21 protein-coding genes and 2 pseudogenes are annotated in these 25,979 nt (G+C 68.4%); 10 read left to right on the top strand and 13 right to left on the bottom strand.

Annotated elements, in window-relative coordinates:
* Nucleotides 1-7: 7 nt before the first annotated feature.
* The 6 genes from A5711_RS19390 to A5711_RS19365 form a co-directional block, all read right to left on the bottom strand.
* Entirely contained in the window at nt 8-634 is a 627-nt protein-coding gene (locus tag A5711_RS19390; protein WP_067949341.1) for a Dabb family protein, read from the bottom strand.
* A complete protein-coding gene (locus A5711_RS19385; RefSeq protein WP_067949339.1) occupies nt 627-977 on the bottom strand; it encodes a hypothetical protein in 351 nt (116 codons plus the stop codon). The genes A5711_RS19390 and A5711_RS19385 overlap by 8 nt, the downstream gene beginning before the upstream one ends.
* Nucleotides 974-1,771, bottom strand: coding sequence for an IclR family transcriptional regulator (locus A5711_RS19380; RefSeq protein WP_067949337.1), 798 nt, complete (start codon nt 1,769-1,771; stop codon nt 974-976). The genes A5711_RS19385 and A5711_RS19380 overlap by 4 nt, the downstream gene beginning before the upstream one ends.
* Nucleotides 1,772-1,906: 135 nt before the next feature.
* Nucleotides 1,907-3,373 (bottom strand): FAD-dependent oxidoreductase, encoded by a 1,467-nt coding sequence (locus tag A5711_RS19375; RefSeq protein WP_067949336.1) that lies wholly within the window; start codon nt 3,371-3,373, stop codon nt 1,907-1,909.
* Nucleotides 3,370-4,278, bottom strand: coding sequence for a biphenyl-2,3-diol 1,2-dioxygenase (gene bphC / locus A5711_RS19370; RefSeq protein WP_067949334.1), 909 nt, complete (start codon nt 4,276-4,278; stop codon nt 3,370-3,372). Before bphC ends, A5711_RS19375 begins: the two co-directional genes overlap by 4 nt.
* Nucleotides 4,279-4,287: 9 nt before the next feature.
* Entirely contained in the window at nt 4,288-5,472 is a 1,185-nt protein-coding gene (locus A5711_RS19365; RefSeq protein WP_067949332.1) for an acyl-CoA dehydrogenase family protein, read from the bottom strand.
* Nucleotides 5,473-5,639: 167 nt separating this feature from the next.
* Here A5711_RS19365 and A5711_RS19360 point away from each other — a divergent pair, with 167 nt between their 5' ends.
* Genes A5711_RS19360 through A5711_RS19350 form a run of 3 tightly spaced genes read left to right on the top strand, consistent with a single transcriptional unit; the run spans nt 5,640 to nt 8,631 of the window.
* Nucleotides 5,640-7,256: an NAD(P)/FAD-dependent oxidoreductase gene (locus A5711_RS19360; RefSeq protein WP_067949330.1), complete on the top strand. Its 1,617-nt coding sequence runs from the start codon at nt 5,640-5,642 to the stop codon at nt 7,254-7,256.
* Nucleotides 7,253-8,053 carry a mycofactocin-coupled SDR family oxidoreductase gene (locus tag A5711_RS19355; RefSeq protein ID WP_067949328.1) on the top strand — a complete coding sequence of 267 codons (801 nt, stop codon included), beginning with the start codon at nt 7,253-7,255 and terminating at the stop codon, nt 8,051-8,053. The genes A5711_RS19360 and A5711_RS19355 overlap by 4 nt, the downstream gene beginning before the upstream one ends.
* Entirely contained in the window at nt 8,050-8,631 is a 582-nt protein-coding gene (locus tag A5711_RS19350; RefSeq protein WP_067949326.1) for a PaaI family thioesterase, read from the top strand. The genes A5711_RS19355 and A5711_RS19350 overlap by 4 nt, the downstream gene beginning before the upstream one ends.
* Nucleotides 8,632-8,636: 5 nt before the next feature.
* On the opposite strand, the gene A5711_RS19345 is transcribed toward A5711_RS19350, so the two are convergent.
* Nucleotides 8,637-13,082: a cation-translocating P-type ATPase gene (locus A5711_RS19345; protein ID WP_082975776.1), complete on the bottom strand. Its 4,446-nt coding sequence runs from the start codon at nt 13,080-13,082 to the stop codon at nt 8,637-8,639.
* A gap of 382 nt (nt 13,083-13,464) precedes the next feature.
* Between A5711_RS19345 and A5711_RS19340 the strand changes: the two genes are divergently transcribed.
* Complete coding sequence (locus tag A5711_RS19340; RefSeq protein ID WP_067949322.1) at nt 13,465-13,959, top strand: nuclear transport factor 2 family protein; 495 nt, start codon at nt 13,465-13,467, stop codon at nt 13,957-13,959.
* On the opposite strand, the gene A5711_RS19335 is transcribed toward A5711_RS19340, so the two are convergent.
* The 3 genes from A5711_RS19335 to A5711_RS19325 form a co-directional block, all read right to left on the bottom strand.
* Nucleotides 13,956-14,819, bottom strand: coding sequence for an alpha/beta fold hydrolase (locus A5711_RS19335; protein WP_067949320.1), 864 nt, complete (start codon nt 14,817-14,819; stop codon nt 13,956-13,958). The two genes, A5711_RS19340 and A5711_RS19335, sit on opposite strands and share 4 nt — an antisense overlap.
* A 27-nt stretch (nt 14,820-14,846) precedes the next feature.
* Nucleotides 14,847-16,238, bottom strand: a complete 1,392-nt coding sequence (locus A5711_RS19330) for a wax ester/triacylglycerol synthase family O-acyltransferase (protein ID WP_067949318.1) — start codon at nt 16,236-16,238, stop codon at nt 14,847-14,849.
* A gap of 199 nt (nt 16,239-16,437) precedes the next feature.
* A complete protein-coding gene (locus A5711_RS19325) occupies nt 16,438-16,887 on the bottom strand; it encodes a nuclear transport factor 2 family protein (protein WP_067949315.1) in 450 nt (149 codons plus the stop codon).
* Between the two features lie 85 nt (nt 16,888-16,972).
* On the opposite strand from A5711_RS19325, the gene A5711_RS19320 reads away from it, so the two are divergent.
* The gene (locus A5711_RS19320; RefSeq protein ID WP_067949355.1) at nt 16,973-17,806 is read left to right on the top strand and encodes a transglutaminase family protein; all 834 of its coding nucleotides are present in this window, start codon (nt 16,973-16,975) and stop codon (nt 17,804-17,806) included.
* A gap of 13 nt (nt 17,807-17,819) precedes the next feature.
* Here A5711_RS19320 and A5711_RS19315 read toward each other — a convergent pair whose 3' ends face one another.
* Entirely contained in the window at nt 17,820-18,002 is a 183-nt protein-coding gene (locus A5711_RS19315; protein WP_067949313.1) for a hypothetical protein, read from the bottom strand.
* A gap of 182 nt (nt 18,003-18,184) precedes the next feature.
* Here A5711_RS19315 and A5711_RS19310 point away from each other — a divergent pair, with 182 nt between their 5' ends.
* From A5711_RS19310 to A5711_RS19300, 3 genes are all read left to right on the top strand, one after another.
* Nucleotides 18,185-20,419 (top strand): molybdopterin-dependent oxidoreductase, encoded by a 2,235-nt coding sequence (locus tag A5711_RS19310; RefSeq protein WP_082953165.1) that lies wholly within the window; start codon nt 18,185-18,187, stop codon nt 20,417-20,419.
* 115 nt (nt 20,420-20,534) lie between these two features.
* On the top strand, nt 20,535-21,641 hold the full coding sequence (locus A5711_RS19305; RefSeq protein WP_082953166.1) for a type III polyketide synthase: 1,107 nt from the start codon (nt 20,535-20,537) through the stop codon (nt 21,639-21,641).
* Nucleotides 21,635-22,156 carry an isoprenylcysteine carboxyl methyltransferase family protein gene (locus A5711_RS19300; protein ID WP_067949309.1) on the top strand — a complete coding sequence of 174 codons (522 nt, stop codon included), beginning with the start codon at nt 21,635-21,637 and terminating at the stop codon, nt 22,154-22,156. The genes A5711_RS19305 and A5711_RS19300 overlap by 7 nt, the downstream gene beginning before the upstream one ends.
* A gap of 15 nt (nt 22,157-22,171) precedes the next feature.
* Here A5711_RS19300 and A5711_RS19295 read toward each other — a convergent pair whose 3' ends face one another.
* Nucleotides 22,172-23,017: an SDR family NAD(P)-dependent oxidoreductase gene (locus tag A5711_RS19295; protein WP_067949307.1), complete on the bottom strand. Its 846-nt coding sequence runs from the start codon at nt 23,015-23,017 to the stop codon at nt 22,172-22,174.
* 195 nt (nt 23,018-23,212) lie between these two features.
* On the opposite strand from A5711_RS19295, the gene A5711_RS19290 reads away from it, so the two are divergent.
* Nucleotides 23,213-24,253: an alpha/beta hydrolase gene (locus tag A5711_RS19290; protein WP_067949305.1), complete on the top strand. Its 1,041-nt coding sequence runs from the start codon at nt 23,213-23,215 to the stop codon at nt 24,251-24,253.
* Between the two features lie 378 nt (nt 24,254-24,631).
* Nucleotides 24,632-25,594 (top strand): annotated as a pseudogene (locus A5711_RS19285) (FHA domain-containing protein); the annotation flags it as partial.
* 36 nt (nt 25,595-25,630) lie between these two features.
* On the opposite strand, the pseudogene A5711_RS28090 reads toward A5711_RS19285, so the two are convergent.
* A pseudogene (locus A5711_RS28090) lies at nt 25,631-25,819 on the bottom strand (ATP-binding cassette domain-containing protein); the annotation flags it as partial.
* Nucleotides 25,820-25,979: the final 160 nt, after the last annotated feature.

The raw sequence follows: 25,979 nt of genomic DNA, 5'->3' as shown, positions 1-25,979 counted from the left end.
CCGCCCGTCAGCCGAGAACCGGGTCGTGGCAGGCGCAGAAGCTGTGGCAGACGCGGTCGTGGACGATGACGTCGGGACACTCCGGGTCGAACCAGCGGTCCACCACGGCCCAGTGGATCGGATGCATCAAATAGGGCCCCATCAGCCCGGCGACGTCGGAGAACTCTTGCTCGAACACATGGGTCCAGGCGGAGGCACCGACGCCCTCGGACACCCGGCTCAATTGCCATGCGCGAATGGAGGAGACATAGCGCGCCATCGATTCGAGTTCGTGCTCGAAGCGGGCGACGGTGGCAGGCGCGGCGTGGGGTGCAACGCGAAGCAACAGCGCCCGGTACACCGTGCCCCTCAGCTCACCGGATCGAACGGGCCGACCCGAGTAATTCGCGCCGTTGACGCGGGTAACCGCCGAGTCGGCCATCAAGGCATCGAAGGCCGTTGCCACACAACCCCATTGGGCGGGCGCCCCGAACCGCAGGTGCACCAGGACGTCACCGCCGTTGCGCGCGCCGGGCAGCGTCGGCGCCACCACCCACCGCAGAGCGCCGCTGTCGGCCGCGGCAGCACGCATCTCGTCGACCAGTCGGTCGCGGTCGTCCTCGACGATGTCGAGCAACCTGGTGACGCTATACATCGCAGAGATCGTCGACGTCATCGGCGCTCGCCGCGAAGGAGCGCGACCGCTCCTGCACGAACTCGCCGATCCGCGACCACCATTCGCCGAGGGCCGGGTCCGGCCTGCCCTTCCACGTCATCTCCCACCACGCCCGCACGTCGGGCAGCGTCCAGGTGATCGTCACGGTGTTGGTGTCGTCATCGAACCAGATCGGCGGGCTGACCAGAACGTCGCGCAAGGTCATCCCGCGCTCCCGCGCGCCGGGGGCGTATTCGGCTAGGTAGGCGTCGACGAACCGCCGAGCGCAGCCGGGCCGGGTAACCACCCGGTCGATCACGAAGACCTGACCGCATGTGTTCACGCGTACTGAAGGGCGGGACGCAATGGGCGCAGGGGCTGCAGGGTCGGCGCGACGCGCTGCGGGCCGTCCTCGACGTTGCGCCAGATGCCCATCGCGGTCATCCGCACGGGCGAGGTCAACCGCTGGTCGAACATCATCCGGTTCATCGGACCGCAGACCGACACCGCCGCCACCGCCTCACCCGGCCCGCCGATCGGCGCTGCGACGCAGCCGAATCCGAGGAGCGACTCCTCGCGCTCGAAGGCGACGCCGTGCGCGCGCACCTTGGCCAACTCGACGGCCAACTGGGTGCCGCTGGAGATTGAGTATCGCGTCTTCCGAACCCTTAAGTCGAGGTCGGCATCCTCGTCGCGATAGGCGAGGATCGCCTTGCCGACCGCGGTGCAGTGGGCGGGCTGGCGACCGCCCACCCGGGTGGGAATTCTCTGGTCGCCGATCTTGTCCAGGTACACCACGTCCGGACCCTCCAGCACGGCCAGGTGCACGACAAGGCCGGTGGCGCGATGCAATTCTCCCAGCAATGGGCCGGCCGCCCGCACCAGCCGGTCCTGATGCACGGCGAGCGATCCGAGTTCGACGAGGCGCATGCCCAACTCGTAATCGCGGCCGCTGCGGCGTAGCCAGCGCAGCTGCACCAGGCGTTCGAGCATCCGATGCGCCGACGAGCGCGGCAGGCCGGTGCGCCTGACGATCTGCGCCAAGGTGAGCCGCCCCGGACCCTCGAAGGCGTCGAGAACCAGCGATATGCGGTCGATGACGGCCGTGGGGGTGGCGGGTTCAGCGCTACCTGACATCGATCCTCCAAATGTACCTGACCGATATATTCCTAATAGGAATATATTCGTAGCACACCGGTGTGGCAGTTGTCACGCATAACGGACCCAGGTGGGGCGGCTGTGTGGTTGCGGCGAAGAAGGATGCGACCGGGCTCAGCCCTTGGAGGCGGATCGGCCCGCGCGCCGGCCGTAGAAGCTGCCGTCGCCGAGCGAGACGCCGCTGGCGTAGCCCCAGGCGGCCAGGCCGGCGGTGCAGCGACCGGCGGCGAACAGGCCGGGGATGGGGTCTCCGCTGACGTGGAGTACCTCGGCGTCGAGCGTGGTGGCCAGGCCGCCCAGGGTGAAACCACCCGTGTTCTCCCGCAAGTCGATCGCGCCGACCGGGGAACCGATGGGCCTCAACCACTCCGGCTTCTTGTGCAGCAGCGGGTCCTCGCCGCGGGCGGCGGCCTCGTTGAAGGCGGCGACGGTCGCCTGCAGGCATCCCGGCGCCAGGCCCATCTCGCGTTCCAGGTCGGCGACGCTGTCGGCCACCCAGGTCGCCGGCCGCAGCATGAATTTCGGGGACCACGACGCCATCGCCTCTTGCTGGGCGTCGTCGTCGATGATCAGGTAGCCGATGTTGTCCTGCTGGTAGAGCGTGAGCTGGCCGATGCGGCCGGGGTAGGTGTCCTCGGCGACGTAGCGCTGACCGCGGCCGTTGACCAGAATGCCGCGCACCAGTTGCTGGGGGTCGATGAAGATCGCGACCTCGGTGGCGTCCATGTGCGCCAGGTCCGCGCCCAGCGCCTGCGCCATCCGGATCGCCTGGCCGTCGTGCTGCTCGATCGAGGCGGCCGGACGGCCGGCGATCCGCGGGGCATAGCGCGCCACCATCGCGTCGTTGTAGGCGAAGCTGCCCATGGCCAGGACCACCCCGCGCCGCGCCCGGACCGAAATCTCGGTGCCGTACCGGCGGGCGCGAACCCCGACCACCCGGCCGTCGGCTTCGACAACGAGGCGTTGCACGCGCACGTCGTAGAGAGCGCGCGCGCCGGCGGCGGTGGCGGTCTCGACGAGCGGCTTCATCAGCATGTAGCCCGCGCTGGCTTCGCCCTGTTTCTTGTTGGACATCTGCGGGACGTGTCCGCGCGGGGCGGGGGAGGCGATTGTGTTGAACGGGTAGGCGTTTTCGCCGCCGCTGTACATCAGGCCCTGGTCGCCCATCGGTTCCCAGCCGGGCTCGGAGAAGAACTCGGCCTTGAACGGCACGCCGCAGCCGACCAGCCAGTCGAAGTGGGCGACGCTGCCGGCGCAGTAGTCGGCGATCCGGTCCGCGTCGGCGCCGGGCCCCATCGCGACATTGAGGAACGCCGCCATGTTGTCGACGGAATCGTCGAAGCCGCAGGCTTTTTGCAGGGGCGTCCCGCCGCCGAGGTAGATGAACCCGCCGGCCATCGCCGCCGCGCCGCCCCAGGAGCCGGTGCGTTCCAGTACCAGGACGTCGGCGCCGGCGCGCGCCGCCTCCACCGCCGCGGCGGCACCGGCCACGCCGTAGCCGGCGATGACGACGTCGGCCTCGTCATCCCACGACGTGATGGACGCGGCCGGGACCGGCGTGACGTCCTGATCGGGTGTCATAACCGCATGGCCGCGGGCATTTCACCGATCCACTGGTGACCCCAGTAACTGTCGGCGGTGATTTCCTCTGCCGTGTAATAGGTTTCGTCGACACGCATGCCGTCGGTACCGAATTCGATGTCCCAGTCGCCGGGGGCGCGCACGTAGAACGACACCATCTTGTCGTTGGTGTGCCGGCCCAGCGTGGAGGACAACTGGAAGCCCTCGGCGTTCACGCGGTCCAGTGCCTGCCCGACGGCGTCGAGGCTGTCGACCTCCACCATGATGTGCACCAGGCGCGGGTCGCGCTGATGTGCGGCCGGGACGATGGCCAGGCTGTGGTGGCGTTCGTTGATGCCGAGAAAGCGAACCCGAACGGGCCCAAACTCTTTCGGCAGCGGCACCCGGAACGCGCCCCGCGCACGGAACCCCAGCACCTCGGTGTAGAAGTCGAACAGCCCGTTGGGGTCCATCGCGGGCACGACGACGTGGCCCATGCCCTGGTCGCCGGTCACGAACTTCGCGCCGAAGGGGGTGACGACCGGGCTGTGGTCGAGCACCGCACCGTGAAACACCTCGAGCGTGGTGCCGGCCGGGTCGTCGAAGGTGATCACCTCTTCCACCCGGCGGGCTTCGGCCTCGTCGGCCGACAGCTGCTTGAAGGGCGTCCCGGCGGTGTCCAGGGTTGCCTTGACCCGTTGCAGTGCCGGGCGGTCACGCACCTCCCAGCCGACCGTGAGCACCCGGTCGGTCTCGCCGGGCACCACGATGAGCCGGGCGGCGCGCTCGTCCATCCGCAGGTACAGCGCCTCGGGGTCGGGGCCCTTCCCCTCGGCGAAACCCAGCACGCCGAAGGCGAATTGGCGCCAGCGGTCGATGTCGTTCGTCGAAATGGTGATGTAGCCCAGGCTTTTCAGGTCGGTCAACGTGCTCTCCTAGATCAAAGCCCGCAGGGGGCCCTCGGGCGGTTCGATACCCAGCGAACTCAGCGCCGACGCGTGATAGGTGGTGCCCGGCATGTGGATGGCGTGCAGTTGGCCGACATGCACGTCGCGCCAATACCGTTGCAGCGGCTTGTCCATGCGGGCCGCGTTGCCGCCCGAGCGGGCGAAGATCTCGTCGACCGCCGCCACCGCGCGCCACACCGCGCGGATCTGGGTGCGCCGACCGGCCGCGCGGTCGGCGAACGACACCTCCTTGCCGGCGGCGACCATGTCATAGATGCGGTCGGCGTTGGCCAGCAGTTCCTGGCGGGCGGCGTTGATGTCGGCGGCCGCCTCGCCGATGGCGAACATGACGTAAGGGTCGTCCTTGATCGCGGTTCCGGTGGCGCCGACGCGCTCGCGCTGGTAGTCGAGGTGCGCGGCCAGGGCCCCCTCGGCGATGCCGATCGTGGCCGCCGAGATGCCCAGCGGAAACATCGTCGACCACGGCATCAGATAGAGCGGTTCGGTCATGCCGGCCTCGCGCTGGGCGGTGCCGTCCATCACCTTCGTCGCATCCATCGTCCGGTAGGACGGCACGAACGCATCGGAGACGATGACGTCCTTGGAGCCGGTTCCGCGCAGCCCCACCACGTTCCACGAGTCCTCGACGATCTCGTAGTCCTTGCGGGGCAGGATCATGTGCAGCATCTGCGGCGGCATGATCGGAATGCCCTTGTCGTCGCCCAGCATCGCGCCCAGGATGATCCAGTCGCAGTGGTCGGTGCCCGAGCTGAACTGCCAGCGGCCGTTGAAGATGTACCCACCGTCGACCGGCCTGGCCACCCCCTGCGGTGCGTACGGCGAGGCCATCCACGTGTCGACGTCGTCGGCCCAGATTTCGGCCGCGACCTTCGGGTCCGCGTACGCCAACTGATAGGGGTGCACACCGACGACGCCAACGATCCAGCCGGCCGCCGGGTCCAGCGCCGCGGTCGCCATCGTCGTCTCGGCGAACTCGCGGGGGTGAACCTCGAAGCCCTGATATTGCTTGGTTTGCAGCAGCCGGATCAGGCCGGCGCCCTTCATCAGCTTGACCGTGTCATCGGTGAGCCGGCCGATCCGCTCGGCCTCGGGGGCCTGGTCGCGCAACTGATCCGCCATCGCCACGACCCGGTCGAGTACCCGTTCGCTCATGTTGGTGTCCTTACGTCTGGAGGCTTAGTAATGGTCTACCGCAGTTGGTGCCTCAGCCGAAGCCGTTCCCGATGAGCGGAAGCAAAAGCGCTCAGAATTCATAGTCACCGCAGTGTCCGGTCACCGGGAATCGGCCCCGGCGGTGGTGGTGGCAGGACATACCGTCGGTGCCTGTGAATAGCGTGGAGCAGGTCGACGTTGTGGTGGTCGGCGCCGGGTTCGCCGGCCTCTACGCCCTGCACAAGCTCCGCAGTCAGGGACTGTCCGTGCGGGTCCTGGAGGCGGCGCCGGAGCTGGGAGGCACCTGGTACTGCAACCGATACCCGGGGGCGCGCTGTGACGTCGAAAGCGTCGATTACTGCTATTCGTTCTCCGATGAACTGCAGCAAGAGTGGAACTGGACCGAGAAGTACGCCACCCAGGCGGAGATCCTCGCCTACCTGAACTGGGTGGCCGACAAACTCGACCTGCGGCGCGACATCACATTCCGCGCCCGCGTCGTGTCCGCGGTGCTCGACGAAACCGCGCTGCGCTGGCGGGTCACCACCGAGGGCGATGACGTGCTGTCAGCCCGGTTCTGCCTGATGGCGACGGGTCCGCTGTCAGCCGCCTTGACGCCGAACTTCGACGGCCTCGAGTCATTCGCGGGCGAGATCTACCACACCGCCGCGTGGCCGCGGCATCCCGTCGATTTCACCGGAAAGCGGGTCGCCGTTATCGGCACCGGTTCGTCTGGCATTCAATCGATTCCGATCATCGCCGAACACGCCAAACGTCTCTTCGTCTTCCAGCGCACGCCCAACTACAGTGTCCCGGCCGGCAACAAGCCGTTGACCGAACGGGAACTCGACGACATCAAGGCGAACTACGCGGAACGGCGGCGGCTCTCGTGGCGCAGCGGTGGCGGGTCACCACACATCACGGCGCCGAAGCCGACGATGGACTTCACGCCGGAGGAACGTCGGGCGGCGTTCGAAAAGCGTTGGCAGCTGGGCGGTGTGCTGTTCTCGAAGACGTTCCCCGACCAGCTGACCGACTTGACCGCCAACGACGAGGCCCGAAAGTTCTACGAGGAGAAGGTGCGCGCGGTCATCGACGACCCTGCGCTGGCGGACCTGCTCATCCCCAATGATCACCCGATCGGCACGAAGCGAATCTGCACCGACAGCAACTACTTCAGCACCTTCAACCGGCCGAACGTGTCGCTCATCAGCGTGCGCGACACACCGATCGAAGCCGTGGACAGCACCGGGATCAGAACCGCCGGCGCGCACTACGACGTCGACATGATCGTGCTGGCAACGGGTTTCGACGCCCTGACCGGTGCGCTGGCCAAAATCGACATCATCGGAAGCGGCGGTCGTCGGTTGCGGGACGACTGGGCACAGGGGCCACGCACCTATCTGGGGCTGGGCGTCGACGGATTCCCCAACCTGTTCCTGATCTCCGGTCCCGGGGCGCCCGCCGTGCTGGCGAACATGGTGCTGCACGCCGAGGCGCAGGTGAATTGGATTGCCGCAACCATTGCCTACCTCGACGGCCACGGGTTGGCCGCGATCGAGGCGACCCGCGACGCCGTGGACGGCTGGGGGGCCGAATGCGCCCGCCGCGCCGAGGCCACGCTGTTCACCAAGGCGGAGTCCTGGTACATGGGCGCGAACGTTCCCGGAAAGCCAAGGGGATTCATGTTGTTCGTCGGCGGCTTCGCGGCATACAACGACATCTGCGACGACGTGGCCAGGACCGGTTACCCGGGCTTCGATCTGGTTGAGATGCCGCGATGAAGAGACTGCTCGGCAAGGTGGTGCTGGTCACCGGCGCCGCGAGGGGCACGGGACGGGTGCATTGTCAGCGCTTCGCCGACGAGGGCGCAGATGTGATCGCGCTCGACGCCCCCACGGCGAGCGACGAATTGCTCGACACCGCAAGGGATGTCGAAGGCCGCGGTCGACGTTGCGTGACGGGCATTGCCGACGTGAGTCACTGGGAGGCGGTGACGGGTGCCGTAGCCAACGGCGTCGCGGCACTGGGACGCCTCGACATCGTCGTCGCGAATGCCGGAATTCACCTCGCCGGCGGGCGGACATGGGAACTCGACCCACAGGACTGGCAGCGCACGCTCGACATCAACCTGACCGGCGTATGGCACACGGTCAAGGCCGGTGTACCGCACATGGGCGAGGGCGGCGCCATCGTGATCATCAGCTCGACCAACGGTCTTCGCGGGACGCCGAATTCCGCTGCGTACACCGCGAGCAAGCACGCGGTGGTGGGGCTCGCGCGCACCCTCGCGAACGAGCTCGGGCCGTCGAGCATCCGGGTCAACACCGTTCATCCCGGGCCGGTCGCGACCCCGATGATCCTCAACGAGGGAACGATTCGACGCTTACGCCCGGACCTGGAGAACCCGACCGCGGCGGACGCCGCGGAAGTGCTGCGGGCGCGCAACCTGCTGCCGGTGCCGTGGGTGGAGCCCGTCGACGTCGCCAATGTGGCGGTGTTCCTGGCCTCCGAGGAGGCCCGCTACATCACGGGCATCCAGCTCGTCGTCGACGCCGGGCTGACGCAGAAGGCGACATGAGCGGCGCACCGGCGTATGAAGCGCTCACCCAGTCCGTTCGCCGACTGATCGACGCCACCATCCGCACCGAGGCCGGCGCCGGTACCGTTGCGGCGGCCAAGACGCACATCGATTGCGCGATAGAGCACTTGAGCGAAAGCCTGATGCCGGGCTCGTTCGGTGTTCGCCATCCGTCCGACGGCCAGCCCGTGGCTTCCGGCAACGTCATGATCGGCGTACGCAACCCGGTCGCGCCTCCGCTGGTCATTCACCGCGACGCCGGTGGCACCGTGTGGACCGAGATCACCCTCGGCGCCGCCTACGAAGGGCCTCCGGGACATGTCCATGGCGGAGTGTGCGCGTTGGTCCTCGACCACGTCCTGGGGGCGACCGCGCACGAACCCGGTCGACCGGCCTACACCGGCACGCTCACGCTGCGCTATGTCCGGGGGACCCCGTTAGGTCTGGTGCGGGCAGAAGCGTGGGTCGAGCGCGTCGAGGGTGTGAAGACCTTCGCGAAGGGACAGATCACCGATAGCCAAGGACTCACGGTCGGCGCGGAAGGCGTGTTCATCAAGCCGCGCGGTGCCGGCGACTGATGGCCTCACGGGCTATCGGTGACGGCCTCCGCCGAAATCCGATGCTGGTATCGGTCCACCAACTTCAGTGCGCGGGCGGCCTTGGCGGGAGCCGCGAGGACCGCGGTATGCGGCGCCCGGGATGCGTTGTGCCGCGGTGCTGATGGGGTGGACTGTGCGGGCTCGTCGAGCTCGGAATCATCGGTGAGCGGTGGCTCTTCGCTCCGGCGGCCCGGCCGCAACCGGTTCGCGGCGGCCACGGCGAGGACGGCGGCCGTGGCGGTGCCCAGCCCCTGCGCCCAGCCCAGGGGGCCGACCGGCGTGCACCCCAGGAGTTGGCTGATCCCCGGGGTGCTGATCATCGCGGTGAATGCCGCGAAGGACCCGGCGGCGGTGAGCAGCACCAGGGGCGCGTGCGAGTCGACCACGGTCTGGCCCAGCTCGACCGCGACCAACGAGATCAGCGCGACGGTGGAGGCCCGCGCCGGTAGCCCGGTGACCGAGGCCATCGCCCAGGCGGTCGTGGCGGCGGTGGCGGTGAGCGCTCCGCGTGCGGCCACCGTCCGGCGTAGCGCGCGTTCGTCGATGCCGCGCCCGACGCGTTCCACCCGCCCCGCCGGGGCGCTGACGGCGACCGCGGTCGCGGGCAACGCGTCGGTGAGCATGTTGATCAGCAGCAACTGCCGGGTGTTCAGCGGCGAGGTCCCGGTGAGCGCAGTGCCGATGACCGAGAAAATCACCTCGCCGGCGTTGCCGCCGAGCAGGCCCGCGACGGCCGCCTGGACGCCGCGCCACAGTCGGCGTCCCTCGTCGATGGCGGCCACCAGCGTCTCGATGCGTCCGTCGGTCAGGACCAGGTCGGCGGTCGTGTGGGCGGAGTCGCTGCCGCGGGCGACCACACCGACGCCGACGCTTGCCGCCCGGATCGCGGCGGCGTCGTTGGCGCCGTCGCCGACCATGGCGCACACCCGCCCGGTGCGCTCGAGCGTCTGGACGACCTGCACCTTGTTCTCCGGTGACATCCGGGCGAAGATCAACCGCTCGGAGACCGCCCGCTGCTGATCGTGGCGTGACAGCGCGTTCCATTCCGACCCGGTGATCACCTGGTCGGCGTTCACCGACACCCCGAGTTCGCGGGCGATCGCGGTCGCGGTGACGGGGTGGTCGCCGGTGATCAGCCGGATGGCCACGCCCCGCTGGGCGAGGCCCGCCAGCAACTGCGGCGCCTGAGGGCGCGGGGTGTCCGAGAGGCCCAGGAACCCGGTGAGCGTCAATCCCGTCTCGCACAGTCCGGTGATGCGGTCGGGGTCTTTTCGCAACGCTCGCGCCTGTGCCGCGCTCAGGCGGCGCTGGGCCACCGCGATGGTCCGCAGCCCCGCCGTCGTGAGGGCCGCGACAGCGTCGTCCACGTCCCGGCCCGCCTCCCGGCACGCCGCCAGGACCACTTCCGGGGCGCCTTTGACGGACAATTGCGTGCCCGTCACCGAGGCCGAGAACGCCCTGCCGGACCGGAACGGCAGGTGCGCGTCGGGCTCGGGTCGTGGACCGGATCCGGCTGCCGCGTCCGCCGCCTTGACGATGGCTTCGTCGGTGGCGTGGACGTGCGGATTGCCGTCGTCGGCCGGCGCGGCCTGGGCCGCGCACCGCAGGACGTCGTCGTGGGAATGTCCCTCCGCCGGGCGCACCTCGGCGACGCGGAGACGGTTCTCGCTCAGCGTTCCGGTCTTGTCGAAGCAGACCACCTCGACGCGACCCAGCGCCTCGGCCGCGCGCGGCACCCGCACCAGCGCCCCGCATTCGCCCAGCCGCTGGGCCGACGCGGATTGGGCGAGCGTGGCCATCAGGGGCATGCCCTCCGGAACGGCCGCCACGGCGACGGCGATGGCGCTGCCGAGGGCTTGGCGCAGGCCGCCGGCGCGCAGCAGGCCGAGCGCTCCGACCAGGACGCCGCCGCCCGCGCTGAACGGGAACGCGCGGCTCATCAGCTGGCTGAGCTGATGGTGCAGGCCGACGGTCGGCAGCTCGCCGGACGCCAGTTCGGCCGCGCGTCGGCTCTGGGTATCGGCTCCGACGGCGGTGACCAGCGCGACCGCGGTGCCGGCCACCACGGTGGTGCCGGCGTAGATCATGCAGCGGCGCTCGGCCAGTTCGGCCCCGGGCGTGGCCTCGACCTGCTTCTGGACCGACAGGGATTCACCGGTCAGCGATGATTCGTCGACCTCAAGGTCGTGCGACTCGATCACCCGAGCGTCGGCGGGCACTACCTCGTCGCTGCGTACTTCGATCAGGTCGCCGGGCCGCAGCTGCTCGATGACGATTTCTCGGTAGCCGCGCGCGCCGTCGGGCCCCTGGGTGAGGACGCGGGCCGGCGGGGTCTGCTGTGCGAGCAGGCGGTTCAGCCGATTCTCGGCCCGAAGCTGTTGGGCCGTCGACAGCAGCGCGTTCCCGGTCAGCACGGTGCCGACCAGTACCGCGTCGGTCGGTGACCCCAGCACCGCGGTGGCCGCCGAGCACAACCCGAGGATCGGCGTCAACGGGTCACCGGTCAGCTCGGCGACGGCGGCCCTGGCGAACTCCCACGCCGCGGCGGGTAACCGTGTGCTGTCTCGTTCGGAATCCGTTGCGGCGGAGGGCTCGTCGGGGTCACGCAGCGCGGCCAGCAGTTCACCGACCCGCTCTGCCGACATCGCGTGCCACTCGAACGCCGGGGCCGGCCGGGGGACGGGTGTGCGAATTGTGCCGAGCGCCAACAGGTATCCCGACAGCAGCCCCGCGACGGCACCGATGGTCACCGGGCCGGGGCCGCGCAACCTGCGCACCCCGGGCACCATGAACAACGCGCCCAGCGTCGATGCGCCCACCGAGATGGCGATGCTCTGCTGGCTCGCCCTCCTGGCCGCCGGTAACGCGTGCAGCACGCGCCACGCCCCGGCCAGGTCGTCGAGCATCAGGTCGGCGGTCCAGGGCGGCGGGGCGTCCGGGTCCGGCCTGATGCCCAGCGCCACGTCGGCCCCGGAAAGGGCTTGCGCGCCAAAGGATGAAAGAACCGCGACGGTGTGCCCATCCCGTTGCAGCACGGACACCGCATCGGCGAGCGCGCCGTCGACGTCGCCGGCGTCGACCGGGTGGACGTCGTCGAACGCGGGGCGCAGGTCACCGAGCAGGTCGGTGTCAACGGACACCAGGCGCACGCCAGAGTCGCGCGCGCGGGCGATCAGCGCCGACGCCAGAGGGTGCGGGGCCGGGGCGATGAGCGCCTCGACCGCATCGCCGCCAACTGCGTTGTCCTGGGATGTGGAGGGAATCGAGTGCCAGCCGGGGAGCGGGCCTTCGTCGAGCAGCTCCTGTGCGTGGGCCCAGGCCGCCGGCATGTCATCGTCGCGGGCGCCGCGGACGCTGACCACCCGCATCTGAGCGCCACACAGCACGCGCGGATCGATCAGCAGGGCATCGACCTTGTCGAGTCGGCGCAGACTTTCCGGCCGCAGCACCAGCACCGCGTGACGGTCTGCCAGGCCGCGGCCGAGCGTGGCTGCGAACGCCTCGTGCGTCGTGCGCATCGCCTTCGGCGAGGCCGCCAGCGCGGCGTTCGACGCCATGGTGACGTTGCGGGTGAGGGCCCCGGTCAGGCCGACGCCGATCATCTGCACCCACGCCACGCGGTTCCCATGACGTTCGATCGGGCCGGCCGGTGCGGGAACCGGGCGCGGTGAACCGTGCGCCTCCGAGGAGTCGGCATGCCGGGCCAATTCCGGCTCATAACGGGCCCACGCCCTTGCCGCGGCGCGGCTTTCGGCGGCCTTGAAAGCGTGCATCGCCACGTCGACCGAGAGCTTCGCCGGCGACAGCGTGACGACATGCGCGGCGGTGCCGAACATCGATAACGCGGTATCCGTTGCGCCGGGGCCGATTCCGCCCTCGAGCAGGCGACGCAGCCACGGTTGATGATTCGCGATCGCGGACGCCGCCTCGACGGCGATCGGCGCCGCCGGCAACCGCAACGCGCGCCCCGCAACCGCGACCGCGAACCCGGCGGCGTTGACGGCCACCATCGCGCCGCGGGTGGCCAACAACAGGCCGTCGCCGGGGAGGCTGCCGCCGCGCGTGGAATCGGCTGCACCGTAACCTTTTTCAACATTGTCGAGCGCGGAGCAGAGCGCATTGAGGGACGCTTCGCCGTCGTCGACCTCGACAACCACGCGCGACAGCGGACGGTTCAGGCTGACCCTCGTGACGCCTGGTTGGGCCCGCAGCGCGTCGACGGCGGCGCGGCCGCGTTCCGCCCCGCCCGTGCCGTCGAGGCCGCGCACCTCGATCCACAGGCGGCCGTCGCCGTGCCCGCATCGCCGGGTCAGGGTGGAACGGGACACCTCGCCGGAGAGCACCTGTGCGCCCACCCGGACCGGCAGCGCGACAACATCGAGACCGGCGGTGGCCAACCGGCCGACGGCGTCGCCGAGCCCCGCAGACATCACCCGCAGCGCCGAAAGCTGTCGCACGCGCAACCCCTTTCACGCACATGACGAATGGTGGCTTCGCGGTTTTCCCGCGAGGGAGGCCGCCGACGACGCTGGCCGCGACCGCAAACCCGACCAACCTAACCCGAGGTCAAGGGCCCAGCAACTTGAGAACGGCGCACGTAAAGAACATGTAAAAAGTGATCGCGGCTGTTAGGGGCCCTCGATCAAAATCTTCGGGTCGGCTGATTCATGGATTGAGCAAACCCAAATGGGCCGTTGTGGTTATGGCCCGCCCGGGTCGAACCCGGTCAGCCCTCGAAGCGCAGGCCGGCCGTCCTAACGTGTGGGGATCGATAATGGTCCGCTGCCGCGATTCCGACGATGAGGAGCAATCATGAGCGACATCGACGAGCTGTCCGCGCGGCTGCGCCGGCTCGAGGACGAGCGCGATATCGCGCGGCTGATCGCCTCATACGGTCCGGCGGTCGACGCCGGGGATGCCGATGCGGCGGCGCGGTTGTGGGCACACGACGGAATCTACGACGTCGACGGCTGGCGCATGGAGGGCCGGGCGGACGTGCACGCCATGGTGAGCTCGTCGGCCCACCAGAACCTGGTGGCCAAGGGCTGCGGCCATTTCCTCGGGCCCTGCGTCGTCACGGTCACCGGCGACTCGGCGGTGGCGGTGTGTGAGTCCTTGGTGCTGGTTCGCGACGGTGACGGATATCGCGTATGGCGTTGCGCCGCAAATCATTTCACGCTGCAGCGGATAGACGGTCAATGGCGGATCGGCGTGCGCACCACCCGTGTCCTGAACGGCAATCCCGCCGCCCACGCGCTGCTCACCGCGGGCCTGACGGGGCTGGCCGAGCCCGACGGCGATCGCTAGCCCCGGGACAGGAACGCCAGCACCGTGCTCTCGAAGGCCTCGCGGGCCTCGATCATCGCCCAGTGCCCGGAGTTGGGGAAGATGTGCAGCTCCGCATTGGGGATGGTGCGCATCGGGATGAGCGCCATGTCGGGCGGGCTCACCCGGTCGTCGCGTCCCCACGTCAGCAGGGTCGGCGCGGTCAGTTTGTGCATGACGGCCCAGGGCAGCGGGCGGTCGGAGGCGGCCATCGCCGCGTTCATGGCGGAGAAGGCCGCCTTCCCGTACATCCGGCGCGCGGCGGCCAACGTGTCCGGGTCGGTGGCGAGCCCCCAGCGTTCCTCGACGAGTTCCTCGGTGATCAGCGCCTGGTCGTAGACCATCGACTTGAGCCAGTCCACCAGCCGCTGGCGCGTGGGGTCCTCAACGAACTCCTGCAGCAGCCGGATGCCCTCGCTGGGGCTGGGGCTGAAGATGTTGGTCCCGATGCCGCCGATGGTCACCAACCGGCCGACGCGGTCGGGGTTATGGGTGGCGAAGTTGATGCCGACGCCGCCACCCATCGAGTTCCCGACGATGTGCACCCGCTGGACAGCGAGCGCTTCCAGGAACGGGGAGACGGTGCCGAACGCGGTGACCATCGGGTGGCCGCCGAAATCGTCACTGACGCCGAACCCGGGAAACTCCAGGATCAGGCAGCGGAACCGCTCGGCGAAAGCGGGCAGGATGCCGCGGAAGTTGCGCCACCCCGTGACGCCCGGTCCCGACCCGTGCAGGAACAGCAACACCGGAGCGGATTCCGGGCCGCAGTCGTAGTAGCGCAAAGCGCCCTTGGGAGTGCTGATTTCGCGCAGGTCCTGCTGCGTAACGGTGTTTGCCACGGGTGCCACCTTGCCATGCCGTGGCGGTCAGCTCTGCTGGTGGCTCGATTCGCTGCAATTCAGCAGCTCTTTGAGCGCCGCCGGAAACGTGTCGGCGAGGTCCCAGAGATCGCCAACCAGGTCGGGGCAGGAGATGAGGCCGACGCCGAGCCGGCCGTTGAGGGACATGACGGTGATGTTGAGGCCCGCGCCGGCGATGATCGGGCCGAGCGGATACATGGCGTCGACCCGGCAGCCCATGAAGTAGAGCTGTTCCTGCGGCCCGGGCACGTTGGACAGCACCAGGTTGTGCGGCGGCTTGTCGGGCAACGGGATACGGGGCAGCAGCTTCATCGCCGCGCCGAACATGGTCTGGCCTGCCACCTGCGTCCAGTCCTGCAGCAGGCTGGACCCCATGGCGGCGGCGTGGTCCTTGGCCGCCGCGTTGCGCTCCGCGATGCTGGTCAGCCGCTCGGCCGGATCGTCGATGTGGGTTTCGAGGCGGCAGAGCATCCAGGTGGTCTGGTTGCGGCCCGGCCGGTCGGATTTGCCTCGCACCGAAACCGGCACGCTGGCCACCATCGGGCTGTCCGATAGTTCGTTGCGGTCCAGGAAGAACTGTCGCAGTGCCCCGGCGCACAGCGCCGTCACCACGTCGTTGATGGTGACTCCAAACCTGTTTTTGACCTTCTTGACGTCCTCGAGGTCAAGCGACGTGAACGCGACGTTGCGGCGCCGGGTGAACGGACCGTTGAACGCCGTGGGCGGTGCGGCGAATGGGGCGGCCATCGTGTGGCCGCCGCCGCGGGCGCGGAGAATCGTCTGCGCCAATGTCAGGGCGGTTGCCGGCACCACTTTGGCCAGGCGCCAGGGCCGCAGCCCGGCCCCGATGAGGCCGGATGCCGCGATCTGAAGGGGATGTGCCGCGCCCGCCCGGGCGGCGGGTTCCGGGGGCGGAGCGTCCGGCTCGGTGCTGCACAACTGGGCCAACAGGTTCGCTCCGCCGATCCCGTCGACGACGGCGTGGTGGGCCTTCAGGACGACCGACAGCGCGCCGCCCTGCAGACCCTCGATCACCCACATCTCCCACAGCGGCCTATCGCGATCCAGCGCCAGCCCGGCGACGTGTCCGCAGATCTCCGCTAACTCCCGGGATCCCCCCGGCGCCGGGAGGGCAACCCGATGCAGGTGCCGCGCCAGGTCGAAACGGTCGTCGTCCACCCACACCGGGTGGTCGAAGTTCAGCTGGTTGTCGGCCAGCTTGAGACGGAATTCGGGCACCGCGTCCACCCGCGCTGACAGCGCCTCGCGAAATTGGCCGAAGGTGTAGCCGCCCGGCATGTCACCGGGGTCCAACTCCAGCACGCAGCAAACATTCAACGGCTGCGTCGGCGATTCCAGGTACAGAAAGAACGCGTCTAATCCACTGAGTCGCTGCATTTTCGCTCGTCTCGATTGTGCGGCCATGACCGCTGGTCACGTGACCTGCGGTCAGCCCCGGGCCCAACGGGGGAACGCAATCACGGTTGACGGCGATCTCTAGGTCTAGTTTCTATCTGTAGCCGTTGAGCGCCCAGCGGCAAACATTCGAGCGAGACATTTAACGAAATCGCCACCGACGTTCATCTCGGCGCTGGGCTCAGTCCTCGCGAGACCGCCCTGCCATGGTCGACCCGGGCGCCGCCCAGTCGGTCGACACCTTGCGATGCCTGATCAGCCAGGCATCACCGTCGGGCACCAGGGTGTCGCGATAACGACCGAAATGGTCGAGGCCGGCGTTGGTGTACACGGTGAAGTAGGACGAGACCTCCGCCCGATCGGCGTGGAGCGCGGTGAACAGCACGTTGGTGACGTTGTGGCGGACGACGGGCTTGACGCGGGCCCCGGCGGCGACGTTCCCGGTGATGCCACCGAGGAACGCGACGATCGCGGATCGGCCGCGCAGCGGCTCGACGCCGCGGATCTCGAGGACACCGTCTGCGCAGAAGGTCTCCGCGAGATCCTCGAGGCGGCCCGCGTCACCGGACCAGTTGTATCTGGCCAAAGTGTCGCGGATTCGCTCGCGGGCGACCAATTCCCACATCTGCACCGTCGTGACTCCTCGCCAGGAGCGCTCTCGCGCTGCGCATCGCCGGATCTTTGTGTTGGATGACTAGCGTAGGCAGGTGGCGAGCATGCAGGGGGCACTGATTACAACACGCGATCTCAAACGTGTCGTCGGCGCGGACATCGAACTTGAGGTGACGGCGCCGACGACCCTGGAATTCCAGGTCACCGTGGCCCGGCAGCCGGGTATCGACGTGACCGAATCGCTGGCGATCACGTTGGACGGCAAGCCAATTGAGCCGCGCGAGATCGTCGGTGAGCACGGCACCCGGATCCATTCCATTGAGGCGGAAGGCGGGATCGTCGCGCTTTCGTACTCGGCAACGGTGGCCGGACAAGCTGAGCCCCCGCCGGTCCGCGACGTCGACTTGATCACCTATCTGCGCCCGAGCCGGTATGCAGAGGCCGACAAGTTCTTCGGTTTCGCCGCCACAGAATTCCAGCAATATGCGACCTCGGAGACGCTGCTCGAGAGGGTCTCGTCGTGGGTGGGTACGCGGCTGAATTACGTTCCCGGCTCCAGCGATCCGATCGATGGCGCCACCGACACGTTGCTGGCGGGCGCCGGTGTATGCCGTGACTACGCCCATCTGGTGATCGCATTGCTGCGCGCGCTGAACGTCCCCGCCCGGCTCGTGGCGGTTTACGCCCCGGGATGTCAGCCGATGGATTTCCACGCGGTGGCCGAGGCGTTCGTCGACGGCGCCTGGCGCGTGGTGGACGCGACGTGCCTGTCGCCGCGGCAGTCGATGGTGCGGATCGCCACCGGTCGTGATGCCGCCGACACGGCGTTCCTGGACAACCACAAGGGGGCCATCACGTTGAACAACGCGACCGTCACCGCGGTGGTGGACGGAGAGCTGCCCAAGGATTCGGTCGATCAGCTGGTGACCCTGTGGTAGCGGCTCCGAGAAGTCACCTCACGATGTAAGGCCGGAAGCCTTGGGGGACGGCGGGTACCACGCCGTTCAGGTCGAAGACGGCGATCAGGGCCCGCAGCAGGGCGGGGGACCAGTCCTCGAACGGTTGCGCGTCCAGTCGGCTGAGGACTTCATCGCGCAGATGATCGATGCCCGACGGGTGCCGTGGGTCGCTCAACGAGCCAGCTCCCTTCCCGAAGACCTACTGCGTCGACGCTAGGGCCGCGGCGTCGCGCTTGTACAGCTGACTGGTCAAACTCAAATGTGTTTCAAGGGACGCCTACGCTCGGTCAACCCGGCCGGGCGTCCAGAGCGGGATCGCCACTTCCGCGACGGCTGGTAGCGGAATACAGTGGGGGGGTGACGACGGGCGAAGACGGCAGGCATCTGCGCACCTGCCCCCTGTGTGAAGCCATGTGCGGCTTGGAGATTCAGGTCGATGGCGGCAGGGTCACCAGCATCCGGGGAAATCGCGACGACGTGTGGAGCCGCGGACACATCTGCCCCAAGGGTGTCTCACTTGCGGCGCTCCACGACGACCCGGACCGCATCCGCCGACCCATGATCAAGGTCGACGGCCAGTGGCAGGAGGTCAGCTGGGACGCGGCGTTCCGCCGGTGCACCGAATTGCTGACGCCGGTGATCGAGAAGTATGGAATCGGCGCGGTCACCGCCTATACCGGCAACCCACTGGCGCACTCGTTCTCACTGGCCCGCTATGCGGGTGTGCTGATGGGCATGTCCGGCATGCCGATCACGTATTCGCCGGGGACGGTCGACCAGTGGCCCAAGAACCTGTCGTCGCACCTGATGTATGGCCTCTGGTGGAACTTCCCGGTGCCCGACATCGAACGCACCGACCTGATGGTGATCATGGGCGCCAACCCCGCCGCGTCGCAGGGGTCATTGCTGGCCGCTCCCGACGTGATGGGTCTGATCGAGGCGATCCGCGAGCGAGGCAAGGTGATCGTGATCGACCCGGTGCGCACACAGACGGCAGCGCGCGCCGACGAGTGGCTTCCCATCGTGCCCGGCACCGACGCCGCGCTGCTATTGGCCGTGGCGCACACGCTGTTTGACGAAGATCTCATCCGGCCCGGACCGCACGTGGACGGTGTCGACACCATGCGCCGGGTCGCCGCGGATTGGCCGCCGGAGCGTGTCAGCGCGGTCACGGGCATCGACGAGGACCGCATCCGGCTCTTGGCCCGCGAACTCGCCGGGACCGAGAAGTCGGTGGTGTACGGCCGGATCGGGTTGTGCAATCAAGAATTTGGGAGCCTAGCCAGCTGGCTGGTCGACGTCATCAACATCTTGACCGGTCATTTCGACGTTCCCGGGGGAGCGATGTTCCCCAAGCCGGCGGCGTGGTCGATCACCACGCAGCCGCTGCCCGGCCTGGAGGGTGGCCTCCCGGAGTTCGGCCGCTGGCATACCCGCGTGCGTGGGGCGAAGGAAGTGCTCGGCCAGGCGCCGGTGTCCTGCATGGCCGAGGAGATCGCCACCCCGGGCGAGGGGCAGCTCAAGGCCCTGATCACCGTCGCCGGCAACCCGGTGTTGTCCACCCCCGGCGGCGACAAGCTCGACGAAGTCCTGCCCATGCTGGAAGCGATGATCTCCGTTGACCTCTGGCTCAACGAGACGACGAGGCACGCCGACGTGATCCTGCCCGGGCTGTCCCCACTCGAGCAGCCGCACCACGACGATCTCATCCTGCTGTTCGCGATCCACAGCATCGCCAATTACTCGCCGCCCGTGTTCGATCCCGGAGACCGCCCGCACGAATGGGAGATCCTGATCCGGCTGACCGGCCTGTGCACCGGCACGCCGGCCGAAGATGTCGACGTCGCCGCGATCGACGACGGGTTCTTCGATTACCTGGCCTTCACCCAGGGCCTCGACGGGGCGGAGATCCGCAAGCGCTACGACCACGGTGGGCCCGAGCGGATGCTGGACCTCACGCTGCGAACCGGACCGTTCGGGGACCAGTACGGGAAAAGCCCGGGCGGGCTCACGCTGGACCTACTGAAGGCCAACCCGAACGGCATCGACTTCGGCCCGATGGTGCCGCAGCTGCCCGACATCCTGGGCACCCCCGACAAGAAGATTCGGCTCGCCCCGCAGTACCTGCTCGACGACCTGCCCAGGCTGGCCGCCCGGATGGAGCGGCCGGCCGAGCCGCTCGTTCTGGTGAGCCGCCGACACCTGCGCTCGAACAACACCTGGCTGCACAACGTGCCCGCGCTGATGAAGGGAAAGGACCGGTGCACGTTGCTGATTCACCCCGATGATGCGGCCCGCTGCGCCATCGAGGACGGCGATGTCGTCACCGTGAAATCGGCCGCCGGAGAAATCAAAGTGCCGGTCGAGGTCACCGACGCGATCAAACCCGGTGTGGTGTCGATGCCGCACGGGTGGGGACATGGCAAACCGGGCACCCGCATGGCGGTGGCCAACAACTCGCCGGGCGCCAACACGAATGTGCTTTCGCCGCCGACGTTTATCGACGAACCGTCCGGCAACGGCGCACTCAACGGCATCCCGGTGACGATCATCGACGATCAAGCCCGATTCCGGTCCGCGCAGACAATCTAGTCGCACTGCCGCCGGCCCCCTCTCGGTTGGTTAACGCTAAGCGCAGGACTGTGGTTCATCTCACCTGGGCGACACTCCGATGAACCGTCGAGCGGAGCCCGTCGTCGGCATAGGCATGACTGCAACATCGCATCTCACATCCCCGTCGCGGGCCGTCCAGCGTGGGCACGGCGCGCCGCACATCGCCGGCGCCGCGGTGGCCTTCACCTCGCACCGTTACAACCAGGACGAAGTCGCCCGCGAGCTAACCGAATTCACCGACCCGCGGTTTATGCGCTTCGCGCAGACGACGGGGGTCGATCACCGCAGCCTCGCGCTGCCGCTCTCGCGTTACCCACGACTGAGTGGCTTCACCGAAGCGAACGACGCCTATCTCGAGGTCGCCGTCGACCTCGGTGAACGGGCGATTCGTTCGGCGTTGGCCGAGGCGGACATCGAACCGCACGAGGTGGACACCATCGTGATGGTTTCCAGCACCGGCATCGCGGTGCCCACCATCGACGCGCGACTGATGACCCGAATCGGTCTGCGGCCCAACATCAAACGGGTCCCGCTGTTCGGCCTCGGTTGTGTTGCCGGGGCCGCCGGGATGGCGCGCGTGCACGACTATCTGCGTGGCTACCCCGGGCACGTGGCCGTGCTCCTGTCGGTTGAGTTGTGTTCCCTCACGCTGCAGCGCGACGACACCTCGATTCCCGCCCTCATCGGTGTGTCGTTGTTCGGCGACGGCGCCGCCGCCGTGGTCGCCACGGGCGCCGACCGGATTCCCGCGGGCCACAACGGCCGCCGAGCCCCGCGCGTCCTCGGGACCCGCAGTGCCGTGGTTCCGGAGACGGTTGACGTCATGGGTTGGAACGTGGGATCGAGCGGGTTCCAACTGGTGATGTCGCGCGACGTGCCGAAGATGGCCGACACCTACTTACGGGAAGAGGTCGACGGTTTCCTTTCCGACCACGGCTTGTCGCTCGCGGACATCTCGGCCTGGGTGTGTCATCCCGGCGGTCCGAAAGTCCTCGACTCGATCGAGGACGCGCTGGAGCTACCGCCGGAGGCGTTGATTCACAGCCGAAACTCCATGCGCGACAACGGCAACATCTCCTCGGCATCCGTGCTCGACGTGCTGCGCCGAACGGTCGCGGAGCCGCCGGCCGAAGGAAGCTTCGGGGTCATGCTGGCGATGGGTCCCGGTTTCAGCTTCGAGCTGCTGCTGCTGCAATGGTGAGGGGCGAGGCCGTGTACTACTACCTGTTGATTCTGGCGATCGGCGGCGAACGCCTGGTCGAGCTGGCGGTATCGCAGCGAAACACCCAATGGTCACTCGCGCACGGGGGCAAGGAGTTCGGCCGGGACCACTACCCGGCGATGGTCAGCATGCATGCGCTGCTGCTGGTTTCGTGCGTCGTGGAAACCTGGGCGCTCCACCGGCCGTTCATTGCGTGGCTGGGCTGGCCCATGCTCGCGGTCGTAGTTGTCAGCACAGTGGTGCGGTGGCGCTGCGTGAGCGTCCTCGGCAGGCGTTGGAACCCAAGGCTCATCGTGATCCCGGATGCTCCGCTGGTTCGCGACGGGCTCTATCGGTGGGTTCGCCACCCCAACTACACGGCCGTGACGGCGGAGGTGGCGGCGCTGCCGCTGGTTCACTCGGCGTGGCTGACCGCAATCGCGTTCACCATCGCGAACGCGCTCGTGCTGAGGGTGCGCATCCGGGCGGAGAACGCCGCGCTGGGCCTGGTCTGAGGACCGCCCGCGATATCAGGGCGCGATGGGGCGATTCGTCCACTCGCGGTCGGGCCGGCGCGACGAGCGGAACCAACCGCCCGCCGCGCCGGTACCGCCGTCGGTCGGAATGGTGTGGCCGGTGACGAAGGCCGACAGGTCGGAAGCCAGAAACAGGATGGCGTGCGCCTGATCCTCGGGCACACCCATCCGGCCGACCGGGACCCACTGCGGCCACCGGGTCTGCTCGTCGGCCGACAGCCACCGGGAGTAGGGCACCTGGAGGGATTCGGTGACGTCAGGAGCGATCGCGTTGACCCGCACCCCGTGCCGGCCCACCTGAACCGCAAGGCTGCGGGTGAACTGGATGACGGCGGCCTTGAAAGCGGCATAGACCGGATCCTCCGGGTAGCCGCGCAGGCCCTCGACGGAGGAAACGTTGACGATCGCGCCGGCCCGCCGGGCCACCATCGACGGCAGGAACGCGTGGGTGACCAGGAAGACGTGGTGCAGGTTGATCCGGTACAGCTCGTCCCAGAACTGGGCGTCGGTGTCGACGAAATCTCCCGGATGGCGCAGCCAGTGGCCAACGTTGTTGACCAGAACGTCCACCCGGCCATAGCGGTCCAACACCGATCGCGCCAGGTCGTCGACCGCGTCCGCATCACGGACGTCGGTGACCACCGCCACGGCCGATCCACCCGAGGCCGCGATGTCGTCGACGGCGCCCGCGGCAAGTTCGCCGTCGATGTCGACGATGACCACGTGTGCGCCATGCCGAGCGAACACCCGCGCGGTGGCCGCGCCGATGCCGCCGCCACCGCCCGTCACCACCGCCACCCGGCCGCCGAGCAGCGGCTCAGCGCGCGTTTCGTCGCTCATCACTCATATCTTGGCGGACCGGGCGGATATCGGCCGGAAATCGACCAGGCCAGGGGCGGCAAGCCGCCGGAAAGTCTGTCCTATACCCATCCAGCCGCGCCGATAAACCGTGATGTACCCAACATTCGCGCCCCCTTCACCCGCAGTTTTCCCGGGCCGTGGAGGGGTACTCCCTCCCCACTTAGGAGGGATTGCATGGTTAGCACCGCCGATCCACGTCGCGTATTACCAAGTCGCGCAATGAAGAGGCGAGTCCACCATCGCCACAGTCCGCAGTCGGTTGCGGTCTCGCTGGCCAGCCGGCTGATCGTGAAGAACACCGTGCGCGCGTGGGCATTCACGCCGAACCTGCACTGGCCGTTCGAATACGTGGACGGGCTGGCGGGATTGGCGCCGCGTCTTGGCATCTCGGCGGACATCGAACCGGTCCGGCTGGAAAACTGTGCCGCCGAGTGGGTTTGCGCACCCGGCGCGTCGACCGATCGGGCGATCCTCTATCTGCATGGCGGTGCGTTCCTGACCTGCGGACTAAACACGCATCGCTCCGTGGTTACGCGTCTTTCGAAAGCCGCGGACGCCGCGGTGCTGACGGTCGGATACCGAAAGCTGCCCACGCATCAGATAACCGATGCGATCGACGATGGAATGAGCGGTCTGCGCTGGCTGCAGGATCGCGGCTTCGACGGTGACCAGGTAGTGGTTGCCGGCGATTCCGCCGGGGGGTATCTCGCGTTCATGACCACGCTGCTGGCCATCAGCAGTGAGCTGATGAGACCGGCGGGGATCGCGACGATCTCACCGTTCACCGACGCCGACCCGGTGCGAAAGTTGAAGCACCGCAACGCGCGTAAATGTTCGATGTTCACCCGCGGGGCTTTGTCGATGTTCGCTCAATACCTGAGCCAGGCGCAGCTTTTGGAGGGGCGCGGCGATTCCACCGTCGCCTCACCGGTCGACGCCGATCTCTCGTCGTTGCCGCCGGTGACCATCCACGCCAGCTCGGACGAGCTGCTCCTGCCGGATGCCGAAGTCATGGCAAAGCGCTTGGAAGCCAGCGGAATCCCGTGCGATCTGCACCTATGGGATGGACAGATCCACGATTTCCCGCTAGCGGCGGACATCCTGCCCGAGGGGCGACGGGCCATCCGCTACATCGGGGATTTCATCAAGGACGTCACCGCAGTGCGGGAGCCGTGGCGGCGTAACCTGTACACGGCCACCGCCGCGGCGGGTTAGCAGAATCCCGAAATCAACTGCGGCACAGGCCGATTCGGCGATGGCGCGCCACGCCCACCTGCTTGTCGGCGCCCTCGGGCCGGGCTCCATCAGCAGCGTCTCGCGCTGCTCCTCGGAGTCGGGCGAGGGCTTCTCGAGCGGCACGCGACTCCAGGGACCGTCGGCGGGCGGAACGTCGGCCGTGGCGCGCAGCTGCTCCGCGGCATCGGCGACGGGAACATCAACCCGAATACCATCGTCGCTCTCGCGATTGGGCGCGGCGTCACCCGCCGCCCACCGGGCGAAAACGAAGGCCGACACGTCGCGTCGTGGCTGGTGCCGGGGCCCGGCCAAAATTCGGCGTCCTGATTCTTGCGGCTGCCGATACAGTTGGTCCTGATGAGCCGACCAGCCCCGCCCGTGTTGACCGTGCGGTACGAGGGATCCGAGCGCACGTTCGCCGCAGGCAACGATGTTGCGATCGGGCGTGACCTTCGGGCCGACGTACGCGTGGCACATCCCCTGATCTCCCGCACCCACCTGATCGTCCGATTCGACCAGGGCCGATGGATCGCCGTCGACAACGGCAGCCTGAACGGGTTGTTCGTCAACCATCACCGCGTGCCCATGGTCGACATCCAGGACGGCACGCGTGTCAACATCGGCAATCCGGACGGTCCGGCGCTGACCTTCGAGGTCGGCCGCCACCAGGGCTCGGCCGGGCGGCCCCCGCTGACGACGTCGATACCGATCGTCAACCCGGCCAGCGTGGCGAACCCCCGGGCGTCCCAGACCCAGCCGCCCGGTGCGCACTGGCCCGGCCAGCCCCAGCAGTCGCCGTCCGCCTCTTTCCGCCAGCCCACGCACCAGCCCAGCGGACCGCAGCAGGTCCACCCGCCGAGCGGTTCCATGCCGAGCTATCCGTCCGCCCCGCAGCCCCGATACCCGACCGGTGGCCACCCCGCGGCACCACCCAGCGGACCGCAACAGGCCCCGCACATTTACCGCTCGTCGCCGGTGAACGTCCCCCCGGCCCACGCCCAGCCCCCGGCGGGGCCGGAGACCGGCCGCGTCGGCGCGGATGCGTCGAACCTTGCGACATCGATGATGAAGATCCTGCGTCCCGGCAAAGCCGCGGTGGAGTCGACGCCGGGTGCGATCAAGATCGGCCGGGCGAACGACAACGACATCGTCATTCCCGAAGTTCTGGCGTCCCGCCACCACGCCACCCTGATCCCGACGCCGCACGGCACCGAGATCCACGACAACCGCAGCATCAACGGCACCTTCGTCAACGGCGCACGGGTCGACTCGGCGGTGCTTCGCGACGGCGACGTCGTCACGATCGGCAACATCGTCCTGGGGGACCATGCCGATCCTGCTGCGCAGCGAGGCGTACTCGGCATGCACGTTGTGGCCCTCGAACGCGACCGTGCCCCTGGTCGGGTGCGTGTATCCCGCGACCAGCCTCGCGAACGTCGACTTGCCCGCACCCGAGGGGCCGATGACGGCCGTGAGCGTTCCGGGCTGCGCGCCCAGCGAGATGTCGTCCAGCAGCGTCTTGTTGTTCTCGATCGTCCAGCTCACGCCGCGCACGTCCAGACCCCCCGTGGGCGTGGCGGTCGCGCTCTCGTCGCGGCGGGCCAGCGTGCCGCCGGCGAAGACCAGGTCGATGTTGCCGATCGTGACGACGTCGCCGTCGCGAAGCACCGCCGAGTCGACCCGTGCGCCGTTGACGAAGGTGCCG

This window comes from Mycobacterium sp. E2238, assembly GCF_001672665.1.
GTDB lineage: Bacteria > Actinomycetota > Actinomycetes > Mycobacteriales > Mycobacteriaceae > Mycobacterium.
This window is presented reverse-complemented; position numbering and strand designations above follow the sequence as displayed.

Bases quoted from the DNA above. Each gene is read 5' to 3' on its own strand.
- A5711_RS19390 (WP_067949341.1), bottom strand. From the start codon at position 634: ATGTATAGCGTCACCAGGTTGCTCGACATCGTCGAGGACGACCGCGAC.
- A5711_RS19380 (WP_067949337.1), bottom strand. From the start codon at position 1,771: ATGTCAGGTAGCGCTGAACCCGCCACCCCCACGGCCGTCATCGACCGC.
- A5711_RS19375 (WP_067949336.1), bottom strand. From the start codon at position 3,373: ATGACACCCGATCAGGACGTCACGCCGGTCCCGGCCGCGTCCATCACG.
- A5711_RS19365 (WP_067949332.1), bottom strand. From the start codon at position 5,472: ATGAGCGAACGGGTACTCGACCGGGTCGTGGCGATGGCGGATCAGTTG.
- A5711_RS19355 (WP_067949328.1), top strand. From the start codon at position 7,253: ATGAAGAGACTGCTCGGCAAGGTGGTGCTGGTCACCGGCGCCGCGAGG.
- A5711_RS19350 (WP_067949326.1), top strand. From the start codon at position 8,050: ATGAGCGGCGCACCGGCGTATGAAGCGCTCACCCAGTCCGTTCGCCGA.
- A5711_RS19345 (WP_082975776.1), bottom strand. From the start codon at position 13,082: ATGTCTGCGGGGCTCGGCGACGCCGTCGGCCGGTTGGCCACCGCCGGT.
- A5711_RS19340 (WP_067949322.1), top strand. From the start codon at position 13,465: ATGAGCGACATCGACGAGCTGTCCGCGCGGCTGCGCCGGCTCGAGGAC.
- A5711_RS19330 (WP_067949318.1), bottom strand. From the start codon at position 16,238: ATGCAGCGACTCAGTGGATTAGACGCGTTCTTTCTGTACCTGGAATCG.
- A5711_RS19320 (WP_067949355.1), top strand. From the start codon at position 16,973: ATGCAGGGGGCACTGATTACAACACGCGATCTCAAACGTGTCGTCGGC.
- A5711_RS19305 (WP_082953166.1), top strand. From the start codon at position 20,535: ATGACTGCAACATCGCATCTCACATCCCCGTCGCGGGCCGTCCAGCGT.
- A5711_RS19300 (WP_067949309.1), top strand. From the start codon at position 21,635: ATGGTGAGGGGCGAGGCCGTGTACTACTACCTGTTGATTCTGGCGATC.
- A5711_RS19295 (WP_067949307.1), bottom strand. From the start codon at position 23,017: ATGAGCGACGAAACGCGCGCTGAGCCGCTGCTCGGCGGCCGGGTGGCG.
- A5711_RS19290 (WP_067949305.1), top strand. From the start codon at position 23,213: ATGGTTAGCACCGCCGATCCACGTCGCGTATTACCAAGTCGCGCAATG.